Source organism: Flavihumibacter sp., assembly GCF_036676075.1.
Lineage (GTDB): Bacteria > Bacteroidota > Bacteroidia > Chitinophagales > Chitinophagaceae > Flavihumibacter.
The window spans coordinates 595,240-608,745 of sequence record NZ_JAKFDQ010000006.1 but is presented as its reverse complement, the minus strand read 5'-3'; the positions used below and the strand labels follow the sequence as shown (position 1 = coordinate 608,745).

Below are 13,506 nucleotides of genomic sequence, written 5' to 3'. Positions count from 1 at the left end.
AAGAACGAATAAATCGTCACTTAATTTTACGCGTATGCAGGTCAAAATTGATACCAAGGAAAAATTCCATGCCATAACGTTGCTTGACGAGCATATAACTGCTAATATGACAGCAGACTTGCAGAATCGTTTAGAAAGCTTTCTCCAAAATGGCGTTAAAAACGTTGTGTTAAATATGGGAAGCGTATCATCTCTTGATCTTAAGGCAGCCGAAACGTTGATCAAAGTGCAGCAATCTTATTATGAGAATAATGCATCTTTCGTTATTTGTGAATTGAAGCCCGAGGTAGAAGAATGGCTTGATAAAGAGCAATTGCTGGAGATCATGAGTGCAACACCTACTGAATCAGAAGCCTGGGATATTGTTCAGATGGAAGAAATAGAGCGTGAATTACTGGATGATGAAGATCCCCTGTTTTAAATAGTGCTATGCTTGGTGTAACCATATTAGGAAATAACTCTGCTTTACCTGCATTCGACAGGCATCCTACCGCGCAGGTAGTGACGCTGGATGAATTCCTGTTCCTGGTAGATTGCGGGGAGGGCACCCAGATGCAGATGGCCAAGTACAAGATCAGGCGGAGTCGTATCCAGCATATTTTCATATCACACCTGCATGGTGATCACTACTTCGGATTGATCGGTTTGATCACCAGTATGGGGCTATTGGGTCGCGAGATCGATCTTAACCTTTATGCCCCTGCACCCCTGCTGGAACTTATCGAGATGCAGTTAAGAGTTGCCGATACATCCCTACCTTATAAACTTCATTTCCATGCACTGGAAGGAGAAGGCGTAATTGCGAAGCAGGAAAAGTTCCAGGTGAGTTGCTTTCCGGTAAGCCACCGCATACCTTGCTGGGGATTTCGTTTTGAAGAAGTGAAGGCACCGCGAAAAGTAAATCCTGAATTGGCCCGCCACCACGAAATTCCCGCTATATTCTTCGACAGACTTAAATGGGGTGAAAATTACACAAGAAAAGATGGAAGGGTTGTTTTGAATGAGATGGTTACTGACCCGGCACCGCGACCAAAGAGTTATGCTTATTCTGCCGACACCTGCTATGACGAGCGACTGATTGAAAAAGTTAGAGGAGCTGATATTTTATATCATGAGACCACCTATCTCAAAGACCTGGCTGATCGTGCTAATGCAAGGTTCCATTGCACCACCCACCAGGCGGCAACCATTGCAAGCAAAGCTGGAGTAGGTAAATTACTGATCGGACATTTCAGTTCTAAATATGAAAAGCTCGACCAGTTCCTGGAAGAGGCAAGGGAGTTATTCCCTGATACATATCTTGCATTGGAAGGGGTGAGTTACCGGTTATGATCCTTTATTCAGCCAGTCGATAAATGCCGGGAGCTGGCTTCTCCAGGCGGCTTCATTGTGCTTTCCATTTTCATTAACGATGATCGGGAAACTATTCTTCTTTTGTGGATGGACAAGTTGCTGTAGCATTGCATGCACCCTCTCCATATCGGGAACCATTTCCTTTCCTTCCTGCTTACCACCATAAAAGAAATAATCCTGGCGACTATGTGTATTGCGCTTCACCGCTTCCCGCGTATGCTCTTCAATTTGTGGCGCTATCCAGAAAGAGGGTGAAAACACGCCTACTTTTCCAAACGTTCCGGGATACCAGATGCCTGCATAGTAAGAGATGAGGGCGCCCATGGAACTACCGGCAATGGCTGTATGATTTCTGCTTTTCCGGGTCCTGTATTTTTTGTCAACGGCCGGTTTTAAAGTGTTGACGATAAAATCGAGATAAGCCTTCCCTTCCCCTTTTCCAAAACGCTCATGGTCATTGGGATTATATTCATTCATCCTCAGCACCGTTCCATTATCAATGGCGACTATGATCCACTGGTTGCTGGCGGTATCCATGGCTTCATCCAGTCCCCACTCGCCTGCATAGGAAGTAGCAGCATCAAAAAGATTCTGTCCATCATGCATATAAAGCACAGGAAATCTTTTTTTGGAATGGCTATAATCTTTAGGGAGCCATACCCTCACGGTTCTGCTACGCGATAATTGGGGGATATGAAATGTAGTGTCGAACATTTGGCGTATGGTGCTATCATTCAAAAGCGGTGCCGCATAGGTATTGCCCATGCTGATGCCTGTAGTAGCACATATCAGTAACAGCGTAATGATCAATCCGTTCATTTCATAAGGTAAGCGTTCACCTTTTCCCGGAGTTCTTCACTGAGGGGAACCATTGGCAGGCGGAGATGATTGCTTATCAATCCCAACTCCGACAAGAATGCTTTCACTCCGGCCGGGTTGTTCTCTGCGAACAGCAGGTGATAGGCTTCCAGCATGGAGTCGTTCAGTGATTTTGCTTTATGGAAATCGAAAGCAAGGGAGGCCCTTATCATATCGGTGAATTTCCTTGGCAGGCAGTTAGCTGCCACGCTGATAACACCGTCCATTCCGCAGGCAATTTGTGGCATCACCAGGTCGTCATCACCGCTTACCACAAGGAAGTGGTCGGGACGATCTTTCAGGATATGCATACACTGCACCATATTATTCGCAGCTTCTTTAATACCGGCGATATTGGGCACTTCATGGGCGAGCCTGAGCGTTGTGGAGGCTTCCATATTACGTCCTGTTCTGCCGGGAACATTGTAGAGGATCACCGGGCGTGGTGATGCAGCGGCCAGTACTTCATAGTGTTTGAATATGCCTTCCTGCGAAGGCTTATTATAATATGGACTTGCACTGAGAACGGCAGTTGCTTTATCAAGCGGCAGTATTTCCAGGTCTTTCACCAGTTCATGGGTATTGTTACCGCCAACACCTACCACCACGGGAACACGGGCATCAACCTGTTCGTAGGTGAAGTTGATGATATCGATCTTTTCTTCTTTAGAAAGGGTGGGCGTTTCACCTGTTGTTCCAAGGGTTACAACATATTCAACACCATTTTTGATAACATAATTGATCAGGCTTTCCAGAGCGGGATAATCTATTTTTCCTGAACTGGTAAAAGGAGAAACCAGGGCAACCCCGGTACCGCGCAAAGTTTGTCTGAGAGACATGAAACAGTAGTTTATTTAGCTTAAGTAAATTGTTGGAACCAAACCGGTCATGCCGGTAATTCATCCCAGAAGCCCATTTTTCCGAACTTCGAGATACGCTGGCGAACCCGCTCTTCTGCGGGGATCTGTTTGAGCTCCCTCAATGTTTCAATAAGCACCTGTTTAAGATTTGCAGCGGCGAGGTCATAATCCCAGTGAGCGCCGCCAATAGGCTCAGGAACGATCTTGTCGACCAGTCCGAATTCATGCATATGATCAGGCGTAAGCTTGAGTTCTTCGGCGGCTTTTTCCTTCTGGTCCCAGCTTCTCCAGAGAATGGAAGAGCAGCTTTCAGGCGAGATAACGGTATACCAGGTATTCTGCAGCATGAACACCCTGTCTCCCACGCCAATACCGAGCGCTCCGCCTGAGGCACCTTCTCCAATGATCACACAAATGACAGGGACCTTCAGGCGCATCATTTCATATATATTGCGGGCGATGGCTTCACCCTGCCCTCTTTCTTCTGCTTCGAGACCGGGATAGGCGCCCGGGGTGTCTATGAGGGTAACGATGGGTTTGTTGAATTTTTCTGCCAGTCGCATCAGGCGAAGTGCTTTTCTGTAGCCTTCGGGGTTGGCCATACCAAAATTGCGCAACTGGCGCATTTTTGTATTGATACCTTTCTGCTGGCCGATGAACATAACGGTTTCACCATCCAGCTGGGCGAATCCACCTACCATGGCTTTATCGTCCTTAACGTTTCTATCACCATGAAGCTCCACGAAATTGGTGGTCATCTTGGTGATGTATTTCATTGTATAGGGCCGGTCGGGGTGGCGACTAAGCTGCACCTTTTGCCAGCTGCTGAGGTTTTCTGTGATCTCTTTTCTTTTTTCGATCACCTGCTTTTCCAGATCGGCGATGGGGCCGCTCATATCAACTTTGGCATTCTTCTCGGCAGTTTGCCTCATCTTCTCAATATCATCAAAAAGGTCTTTGATCGGTTTTTCAAATTCCAGGAATTGTCTGTTCTTATTCTCCGGCATAAGCATTGGTTATGGTGTAAAATTAAGGGTTGAAAAATTTTTAGGAAAAGTTTTGTTTGTAAGTAGCAATTCCCTTTATCTTTGCAATCCCAAAACACGGTAGTAATGCTGTAAATTAGGGAAACGGATCGGTAGTTCAGTTGGTTAGAATGCCGCCCTGTCACGGCGGAGGTCGCGGGTTCGAGTCCCGTCCGGTCCGCAAGAGTTGATCCGAAAAAAGTATAGCCTGGAGATGAGTCTTCAGGCTATTTTGTTTCTGCGCTTTATACGAACTGCTTTTTTACAAAGTGCAAGTCCATGGTTCCATACTTCCTTTTGGGCACTGCAGGAAATTCTTACAAATCGAAAGTTGACGTTGGCGTACTTCCTTTTCGGTGCTGTATAAAATTCTTACAAATCGCAAGTCCACGTTTCCGCACTTCATTTTCGGCACTGCAGGAAATTCTTACAAATCGAAAGTTGCCGTTGGCGTACTTCCTTTCCGGTGCTGCATAAAATTCTTACAAATCGAAAGTTGGAAGTGCATTAATTTTTGTAGTGAAGTATATACTCATTGTATACTATTTGCAATACTTGTTTCATACTTGTTATTAGGTTGTTTCATACAAGTTATTACGTTGTTTAATACTCAGGTTATACTTGAGTAATGCATAGGTTAAAGACTGGTTATAGCAGAGGAATGCCAGTGGAATGCTATTGACTACGTGTAGGGATGCTTGTGAGATAATTTTGGATAGAAATAAAAAATCAGGATACTGGGGATGTAAATGAGCATTCTAAGGCCAATATTTGATTTTGTTGTTTTCAAATTGGGTGATTGAGGTAATAAAACCCGGGGTTCAGAATCATTTTCAGTATAGTGAAAGCATTGGAGACGCCTTAGAGACGCCTTGCAGACCTATTGTTGACGCATCAAAACAGCTTCCAACACGCTTCCGCAACCGCTCATTCACCCTTCCGCCACGCTTTGGAGACGCTTCCCACCTGCTTAAAAGTCGCTCAGAGACGGCTCAGAGACGGCTTAGAGTCGGCTTAGAGACGGCTTAGGGGCGGCTTTCAACGCCGCTCAATCCAGCATTCCCGCCCAATATATGTATGATATAAAAACCCGGATATTACTCCGGGTTGATTGTTCTCACAAAGAATTAACTGCAATTCCGGCTGGCGAGATGATCAGAGCAATTCAAACCCTCCTCCTACATGAAGGGTAGTACCATGAACATAGCTGGCGTCGTCTGAACAGAGAAATAGCGAACCCTGTGCCACTTCCCTTGGCTCACCCAGTCTACCAATCAAACTCATGGTAGGAATGATATCTTTTTCTTCGATATTGAGCCCCTTCAAAGCTGCGGTAAGCATGGGCGTGCGGATGGCACCGGGTGCAACGGAGTTGATGCGAATACCTTTAATTCCATATTCAAAAGCTGCCGCCTTTGTTAAGCCTACCACGCCATGCTTGAACGCCTGGTAAGCAGGATTACCGGTTGTTGGCTTGAATGCATTGATCGAGGAAATATTTACGATTGCTCCCCCACCCCCCTGTTCCAGAAATTGCCTGATCTCATATTTCATACACAATGCCGTACCCTTGAGGTCAACAGCCTGCAAGCGGTCCCAATACTCCTCATCCAGATCTTCAAACTTGTTATTGTCTGGTTTCAACGCTGCATTGTTCACTGCACAATCAAGACGACCATAAGTGCTTACAGTAAATTTTACCATCGCTTCAACCTGGGAAGCATTTGAAATATCAACTTTGAAAAATGCCGCAACACCTCCGCTCTCAACAATTTCTTTTACCACAGCATTTCCACCTTCTTCGTTGAAATCTGCCACAACTACTTTTGCGCCTTCTTCAGCAAAGAGTTTTGCTGTTTCTTTTCCCATACCCATGGCAGCACCTGTAATAATGGCGGCTTTGTTTTCTAACCTTTTCATTTGTAAGAATTTTATAGTGAACGATATTATTTAAGGCTATTCGATTATTTGTGCGTCTGAGTTTCTTGCAGCCCATTATTCAAATCCTGCAACAATTGGTAAGTTATTTGATGTGCTAACCTTCCATATTGGGCCCGCATAGGTGATGGTACGGTTTACCTTCTTTTGCATTTCAAGCTCACTTAAAAGGCCTTCGGCTTGTTCCAGATCTACCTCATAAAAAACAGCAAACTCTTTTAATGTAACCGTATTGAATTGACTGAAAATAGCTTCATAGGAAGAAGGGTTCTCTATTTGTACATCGCCAGGCAATAATTTCAGCAAGGCCTGTTCATAGTGCTGGTATGGTTTGCTGCCATACACTTTAAAACGGTTATCGTCTTCATCTATAAAATAAATGGTTGGAAAACCTCTGACGCCCCAAGCTTTAGCCATAGAAAGGTCTTCTTCAAATAACAACTTTGCCTTTTGTTCGTAATCAAACTCAAATTGTTTAACATCTAAACCTGCATCTTTAGCTGCCTGTAAAAGATGTTCCAGTTTGGTGATGTTTTTTTTCTCTGTGAAAACCATTTCTTTTATCCGTCTCAGGAATTGTGCTGCTTTAAGGTTGTCCTGCAGTTGCGCAGCTTTAAACGCAATGGAAGGAGGATAGGATGAATGCAGTGGATCTTCGTTCCATACATCACCAGCAATCGGCATTTGATAATGCGCGCCGGCTTCATCCCAATGCTGCCCTACGCTTGACGGACCGCTTACATCGCTTCCACCATATTCGCTCCAGCTTTTAAGCAAGCCGCCCATCCGGTATTCAATGTCAAAATAGTGACCGTATTCCTGCTTCAGTTTCCGAAGCTGCGGTTCAATTCCCCAACAGGATGAACAAATAGGGTCGGTAAAGTATAAAAGCTTAATCGGTTTTTTAACAGCTCCCTGCTTGCTTTCACCGGAAGCTTGAGGAATTTCACAAATCCCAGTTTCCATATCGCAATTCATTGCATCCTTTAAATCTTTTTCCATGTTTTCTTTTTTAAACGGGATGTGCATTTTTCACATCCACTTATATTATTTAGGTTTTAGTCTCTACATATTTTTTAGCCGCCTGTGCCATGGTAACAACAGCTGCTCCCATCATTATGACGTCTTTAATAACAAGCCTTCCCGCAGCACTCAGATAAGGGAAACCAGATTCGCTGTCGCCCAAAGAGGGCACCCAAGTTTCAGGAGTTGTTATCAGAAAGGATAAAGTAACCAGGCTCATGATAAAGGCCAGGAAACTACCAACTGCACTCAGTGCAGGCAAAACAGGATACAACGCAATCAGTAATCCAATCAAAACGATCACGGCTCCTAATCCATAGGAAAACAAATAGGTATTGTTTTCTTTGTGCCAGGCTATATTTTCCGGTTTGTATTCCCCTTCTTTATTCATGTGCTTTTTGTATTCCGGCGCATCGTATTTTAAAAAGAAGCTCATGGTGGGACTGTTGGCAACAAAGGGTATAATTCCCACTGCTTCATACCGGAAAGCTTTTAAGCCACCAATCCAGAGTAGCACGATCACCAATCCAATGCGGGCAAGATGAATACCCGTGGTTTGCAATGATGCTGCGTATCTAAAAAACTTGTTCATGCTTAAAGCGGTTTTTCTGTTTTTACAATATGCCTTGTTCAATATGCAACCGTGAAACGCTGGCAAATATGTTGCGGCTGTTCGAGTTCATCCACAATTGCCACAGCTGTATCCTCTTATTTCATTAGCATAGTCATTGTAATGATTATACAAAGCTACCGTAACACCCTGCCATCGGCCATTGCGTTTGGGCAAGAAATGGCATTGATATAAATCAATGGAAATAGAGAATACAAATGTGGCTATATGCCCGTTAGTGCTTTCAATGAAGATCTTCCCACTTAGTCAATAAGCCCTTCCACTTGCTCATTGCTGCTTTTAATGGCTTTTATGGGAGGGTATCTTTATCCCGAGCCTGATAATAATCACCTTAAAAAATGAAAAATGAAACAGCTAAGATCCCTTTCAGTAATTATTGTATCATGCATTTTACTGAGTTGCCAGAAAGATGTCATACAGGATGAAGAATTAAGTAATAACCTCTCAATGGCGGCTAACAGTAACCAGGAGAAAGAGCTTCCCTTCAAAGGAACCTACATAACTTCATCAGAGATACTGCAGCCCCCACCCTTTCTTCAAACCAGGATCACAGGTGCAGGAAATGCATCGCACTTAGGCAACAGCAGCTTTGTGGCTGTATCTTCTTTAAACTTTACCACACCGCCACCTTTCCAGTTAGGTGGAACGGCCACTTTCACGGCAGCTAACGGCGACGAAATATATACAAGCTTCACCGGCACCGCTACGCCCAACCAGGACGGTAGCTTGAACGTTTCCATGGTGCATATAATAACAGGAGGAAATGGCAGGTTTCAACATGCCAGCGGAAACTTTTCTGGATTTAGCGTCGCTACTCCAGGCCATTCGGAAGGATCTATCGCTCATGAAGGCATTATCAGCTATTAAATAATGGCAGGTGCACTTAAAACTCTTGCTGGTTGATGGCTCCATCAAAACAGTAACAGTAAAAAAACGTAAATTTAATACAACCTCCACGGCACATGTATCTGCGGCTTCTCATACTGTTTTGCTTTCAGCAAATGGCCGGCAATGCTCAAACTCATGGCATCGACAGTATGAGAAACCGCCTGCCATTATTGAAGGGCAAGGCAAGGGTTGATTGCCTCAACAAAATCAGTGAACAGTTTAGTTACAAATGGATACATGGCGACTCGGCAGTCAGGTATTCCCAGTTGGCTTTTCAGGAGGCGTCATCCATCAACTACCAGAAAGGCGTAGCAGAAGCATTGATCCTTGAAGCTGATATATACGGCAGGTTACTGGGGCAACCGCGGCAAATGGTTTTAACCAGCAGAAGGGCAATCGAAATTGCAAAAGCCACCAGCGATAACCGAACCCTTGGCTATGCCTATAAATGCCTAGCCGGTGGACTCGCATTAGCTGGCGAATACCAACATGCGGTTGATACAGCAGGTCTGGCAAAACAAATAGCACTAGATACAAAAGATAAAAAGCTATTAGGATGGGCTATAGAAACGATCGGTTTTGCACACATAAAAAGCGGTGCCTACTGGAAAGGGTTTGAACACCTGGTAGAAGCACATCAGATTGGCAAAGAATTGAATGATTCGTTGCTGGTGTCAATATCACTGGCTTTTATTGCCCGTTCTTATAACAGGGTTGGCGATGCTGAAAAAGCATTGGAATATTACCATGAATTTCTTCCCTCCGCCAGCGCATTCACTTTACTCTGGCCCCATCTCGAAGACATGGCCTATGCCCATTTGCGGTTGAAAAATCATGATTCAGTAATTTATTACCAGCAAAAGCATCTCCGGAATATAGATTCTTTAACCACCGACCTTAGCCTCAGAAAACATTTCTCTGCAATGGTCTGGGGATTTTCTACTGACATTCAACTGGCGCGAAAGGAATATGATTCTGTATTACGGCAGGTGGTTCCTAATATATCAAAACAACGTGAAAACAAAGATGTCATCCCGTTGATGTATTCCCTGCTCATTGCAGGTAAAGCTTTATTGGGGAAAGGCGACTACCCTGCTTCCCTTCGCTATCACCGCGAGCTATACCAGTTAGCAGCAAGCATTGATAATAAACAGTTTTTAAAAGATGCTACTGAACAACTTTCAGCAACCTTTGATCTTTTAAAGCAAACCGACAGCGCCTATGTTTACTTTCGACAGTATGCTGAATTGAAAGACTCCATGGAAACAGCAAAATTTGCCGGCAGAACAGCTCTATACCTGGCCGCATCGCAGGCAGATAATAAAATCCGGCTTCTGCAAAAGGACAATGAAAGGCAGGTCCAGTTAAAGAATATTCTGATCGCGGGATTTATCCTTGCTGTTTTATTTTCTATAATAATTACCCGAAACCTTATTCTAAAACGCCGGAATGAAAAGCTTCGCAACGAACAGGAACAATCGGCATTGAAACGAAAAGCACTGGAACTGGAAATGCAGGCCTTAAGGGCGCAGATGAATCCGCATTTTATTTTCAACTGCCTTAGTGCTATCGATAGTTTGATCCAGACTAACCAGAGCGACAAAGCAACCACCTGTCTTTCCCGCTTTGCCAAACTGATACGCGGCGTACTGGATTGTTCAAAAAACAACCTCGTGCCCTTTGAAAAAGATTTTGAAACGCTGAAGCTTTACCTGGAGATGGAGCAGTTCCGGTGCAATGATAAATTCAGTTATGACCTGCAGGCAGATGATGAATTGTTGAATGGAGATTATAAAGTACCGCCGCTGATCATCCAGCCTTTTGTTGAAAATGCCATTCATCACGGACTGCTCAACAAGCAAAATGGGAAAAGGCAGGTAAATGTAAAGGTGCAGCTCAATGACAACCATATCATTTATGCCATCACAGACAATGGGATCGGACGCAAAAAAGCTGCCGACCTCCGGCAGATCAACAAACCCGACAGGCAATCCTATGGAATAGCCATTACCAGGGAGCGAATCCAGTTGCATAACAAAAATGATATCGCAACTGATCTGGTGATCACCGACCTTGAGGAAGGAGGAATAGCTTTGGGAACCAAAGCAGTGGTGCGTATCAATTGTTTTGAATAAAATACAGCAGATGCTAAGAGCTATTCTCATAGACGACGATCAAAGCAACCTCAGCGCTTTAAGTGGAAAGCTCTTAAAGCATTGTCCACAGATTGAGATTATTGGCTGTTGCGACAATGCTGAAGATGGTATCAAAGCCATAGAATCCAGCAAACCTGATATAGTATTCCTGGATATCGAGATGCCGGTCATGAATGGATTTGTTCTGTTGCAACAACTGAAGAACAGGAATTTCGAACTGATCTTTGTTACCGCCTATGACCATTATGCCATCAAGGCCATCAAATACAGTGCACTTGATTACCTGGTAAAACCCGTTGAAATAGCTGACCTCATTGCTGCGGTTAAGAAAGCAGAGGAATTCAAAAACAGCCGCAATTCTCAATTACAGATCGAACTGCTGCTGGAGCACCTGAATAACAAACAACCGAAACGCATCACCATTCCCACCAGCGACGGCCTTCGTTTCATAAATATTGAAGACATTATCTATCTGGAGGCAAGTAATAATTACACCAACATCTTTCTATCCACAAATCAGAAACTCCTGGTAAGTAAAACCTTGAAAGACTTTGAGGAAATGCTGCCTGCTGACACTTTCCTGCGCATTCATCATGCTACGGTGATCAATAAGTATTTTGTAGAAAAATACATCCGTGGCGAAGGTGGACAGGTGGTGATGCGACATGGAAATGTGCTGGATGTATCCAAAAGAAAAAAAGCTGAGTTTCTGCAGGCAATAGGAAAGTGAGAAAAGCAAATATCTCAGTCTATTTATTTTTGCTTTAGCTTCTTTAAAGTGAATGGCTCTCCTGGGGCAAGCACATATATACGTCCAGGGTTAACAATGCTCTTCCTGAGTTTTTCGGGATCTGCATTAAATGGACTAAAATCTGGTGAATCAACAGAACCCCAGTGATTTAATAATAATGGCGTGTTTGGATACGCATTTGCAATTTTCACAGCCCCTTCAAAAGTAAAATGCCATTCACTATCGGAAAAATCAAAAAGGATCGCATCGGGTGCAGGGTAGTTTAAGTGTTCCGGCAGTAAACGGGAATCGCCTTGAGCCCAAATATTACCATCAGGTGTTTCAATCCAGAACCCACAGGCATCTTCATTTGCAAACCACCGGGTACTCATGCCAGGATAGTGATTTTGATAAGCATGATCAGCAGTCGTAAGTTTTACCCGGACCGGCCCTACAGTAAAACTATCACCAATATTGTGACCAACTGATGGAAATCCTTCACCTTTCATAAGTGAATCCACATAACGGGTTGAGTGGAATACTTTAGTAACAGGTTTCAGGTCCCGATTAGTTGGAACGCTGTAATGGTCATTATCGGCATGCGTTATAAGTACAGCGTCAAGTTTAGGTACATCTTTCGGTGCAATTGGAAACTTGATCATTATCGGCATATCGAATTCACCGAGTAAGGGATCAACCATCAATGTGGTACCCCTGCTATTGATAAAATATCCCGCCATACCCAACCAACGTAATGTAGTGTGGTCAGAAGGGCCAAATGCATTAGCATCAAAGGGTTGTGTTTCTGGTGCTTTAGCCTGGTACTTTTTAGCCTTACTGGTCTTTGCTGTGTCCGTCTGCGCCTGCAGCGTGTTCATTGCTGCGTAGAAAAAAAAGGAAAATGTCGCAACGAATATGGTTCTTATGTATTTCTTAAGATTACTGGGCATATATTCTAATTAAAGTGAATCGCTAGTTGGATTTGCAACTAAGCTATTACAAAGATCAGTCTTAATGTGGGCTTGTGCTTATACGAACTACTGATTCCCTTACCATTTTTACCGATGGTAATCACCAAAGTCTTCAGATCAAGGCTTCTTGCCGGTCTTATCCAAAGCAGCTTTAATCCCCCTGGCTAATTGTTCTGCATTTCCTACACCCCAGTAATGCAGAAAGAAAATCCGCGGTGTTTCATGTACCATATGATTGTGCACAGCCACTACTTCAATATTATTTTCCACCAATGCTTTTATAACTGGTGCAACTTCACCTTCCAGCATTGTAAAATCACCTGCAACGGCAGCCTTTTCAGGTGTTCCCTGCCATGAAGCCCAGGTATTGAATCCCATAAAACTGCTAACAGGAATGCCATGTTCTGTAAGTGCAACATCGGGTCGGCCAATGGTGTATTTGTAAACCCCTTTATTCATTTCTCCCTTAGCTCCAATTATTGAGTCGAGCATAGCGATATTTAAACTGGTGGGAACACTGTCTGCAGCGCTTGCTTTAGGATCTTTCCCTCTCGACTCTTTTACCTTATCAAAAATTGATCTGACACTGGCTGCCAATCCTTCCACCTTCCCTTTCCCGTCAATATGCATATACATCACATTTGGCCGGTTACGAACAAAATGATTATGTATGGCGGTGATGGAAAAGCCCTGACGGATCACTTCCTGTTGTACAGGTTTCAGATCGGTCTCCGTAACAATAATATCACCCATCACCATGGCACTATCAGCGCATGGAGTAAACGCCGCCCAACTTCCCAGTCCCATGGGGGGAGTAATTTTAAATCCATCCACTATAATATTGAGGTCGTTCTGGGGAACAGTTATTTTATACTCACCATTCTTCTCTGTTCCTTTCATGCCTGTGATTTCCTCTATTTTGGCAATATCTAATTTGCTACTTCCCGGCGCACATATTATGGTATCAACCTTTCGGGTGGTAATTGTATTGTTTGCTTCAGAAGATTGCTGCTGGCAGGAAAAGAAAAAAGCAGAACAAACGAGCACAGAAAGAGAAAATTTCATTTGTATAG

Annotated in this window: 13 protein-coding genes and 1 tRNA gene; 6 read left to right on the top strand and 8 right to left on the bottom strand. The window is 43.9% G+C overall.

All coding sequences use genetic code 11. The annotated features are described in order from the left end of the window. Window positions 1-34 precede the first annotated feature (34 nt). Window positions 35-421 carry an STAS domain-containing protein gene (locus tag V6M43_RS02650; RefSeq protein ID WP_332732484.1) on the top strand — a complete coding sequence of 129 codons (387 nt, stop codon included), beginning with the start codon at window positions 35-37 and terminating at the stop codon, window positions 419-421. Window positions 422-429: 8 nt separating this feature from the next. Beyond that, complete coding sequence (locus V6M43_RS02645; RefSeq protein ID WP_332732483.1) at window positions 430-1,332, top strand: ribonuclease Z; 903 nt, start codon at window positions 430-432, stop codon at window positions 1,330-1,332. Here the strand turns inward: V6M43_RS02645 and V6M43_RS02640 are convergent. The 3 genes from V6M43_RS02640 to V6M43_RS02630 are packed head-to-tail and all read right to left on the bottom strand — an operon-like array spanning window position 1,327 to window position 4,078. Next, window positions 1,327-2,172, bottom strand: a complete 846-nt coding sequence (locus tag V6M43_RS02640; protein WP_332732482.1) for an alpha/beta hydrolase — start codon at window positions 2,170-2,172, stop codon at window positions 1,327-1,329. The genes V6M43_RS02645 and V6M43_RS02640 overlap by 6 nt on opposite strands. Next, on the bottom strand, window positions 2,169-3,050 hold the full coding sequence (gene dapA / locus V6M43_RS02635) for a 4-hydroxy-tetrahydrodipicolinate synthase (protein ID WP_332732481.1): 882 nt from the start codon (window positions 3,048-3,050) through the stop codon (window positions 2,169-2,171). The genes V6M43_RS02640 and dapA overlap by 4 nt, the downstream gene beginning before the upstream one ends. A gap of 47 nt (window positions 3,051-3,097) precedes the next feature. Further along, window positions 3,098-4,078 carry an acetyl-CoA carboxylase carboxyltransferase subunit alpha gene (locus V6M43_RS02630; RefSeq protein ID WP_332732480.1) on the bottom strand — a complete coding sequence of 327 codons (981 nt, stop codon included), beginning with the start codon at window positions 4,076-4,078 and terminating at the stop codon, window positions 3,098-3,100. 125 nt (window positions 4,079-4,203) lie between these two features. Between V6M43_RS02630 and V6M43_RS02625 the strand changes: the two genes are divergently transcribed. After that, window positions 4,204-4,277, top strand: a tRNA-Asp gene (locus tag V6M43_RS02625). A 974-nt stretch (window positions 4,278-5,251) separates the two neighbouring features. Here V6M43_RS02625 and V6M43_RS02620 read toward each other — a convergent pair. The 3 genes from V6M43_RS02620 to V6M43_RS02610 all read right to left on the bottom strand — a co-directional run bounded on the left by V6M43_RS02620 (window position 5,252) and on the right by V6M43_RS02610 (window position 7,649). Beyond that, window positions 5,252-6,016, bottom strand: a complete 765-nt coding sequence (locus V6M43_RS02620) for an SDR family NAD(P)-dependent oxidoreductase (RefSeq protein WP_332732479.1) — start codon at window positions 6,014-6,016, stop codon at window positions 5,252-5,254. Window positions 6,017-6,091: 75 nt separating this feature from the next. After that, complete coding sequence (locus V6M43_RS02615; RefSeq protein ID WP_332732478.1) at window positions 6,092-7,036, bottom strand: ClpXP adapter SpxH family protein; 945 nt, start codon at window positions 7,034-7,036, stop codon at window positions 6,092-6,094. A gap of 49 nt (window positions 7,037-7,085) precedes the next feature. Beyond that, a complete protein-coding gene (locus V6M43_RS02610; RefSeq protein ID WP_332732477.1) occupies window positions 7,086-7,649 on the bottom strand; it encodes a DUF417 family protein in 564 nt (187 codons plus the stop codon). Window positions 7,650-8,033: 384 nt separating this feature from the next. On the opposite strand from V6M43_RS02610, the gene V6M43_RS02605 reads away from it, so the two are divergent. From V6M43_RS02605 to V6M43_RS02595, 3 genes are all read left to right on the top strand, one after another. Then, window positions 8,034-8,555: a hypothetical protein gene (locus tag V6M43_RS02605; RefSeq protein ID WP_332732476.1), complete on the top strand. Its 522-nt coding sequence runs from the start codon at window positions 8,034-8,036 to the stop codon at window positions 8,553-8,555. Window positions 8,556-8,650: 95 nt separating this feature from the next. Beyond that, on the top strand, window positions 8,651-10,711 hold the full coding sequence (locus V6M43_RS02600; protein ID WP_332732475.1) for a sensor histidine kinase: 2,061 nt from the start codon (window positions 8,651-8,653) through the stop codon (window positions 10,709-10,711). Between the two features lie 10 nt (window positions 10,712-10,721). Continuing rightward, window positions 10,722-11,462: a LytR/AlgR family response regulator transcription factor gene (locus V6M43_RS02595; RefSeq protein ID WP_332732474.1), complete on the top strand. Its 741-nt coding sequence runs from the start codon at window positions 10,722-10,724 to the stop codon at window positions 11,460-11,462. A 23-nt stretch (window positions 11,463-11,485) separates the two neighbouring features. Here V6M43_RS02595 and V6M43_RS02590 read toward each other — a convergent pair whose 3' ends face one another. Both V6M43_RS02590 and V6M43_RS02585 read right to left on the bottom strand, forming a co-directional pair. Further along, window positions 11,486-12,412, bottom strand: a complete 927-nt coding sequence (locus tag V6M43_RS02590) for an MBL fold metallo-hydrolase (protein WP_332732473.1) — start codon at window positions 12,410-12,412, stop codon at window positions 11,486-11,488. 138 nt (window positions 12,413-12,550) lie between these two features. Then, a complete protein-coding gene (locus tag V6M43_RS02585) occupies window positions 12,551-13,498 on the bottom strand; it encodes a DUF1259 domain-containing protein (RefSeq protein WP_332732472.1) in 948 nt (315 codons plus the stop codon). Window positions 13,499-13,506: the final 8 nt, after the last annotated feature.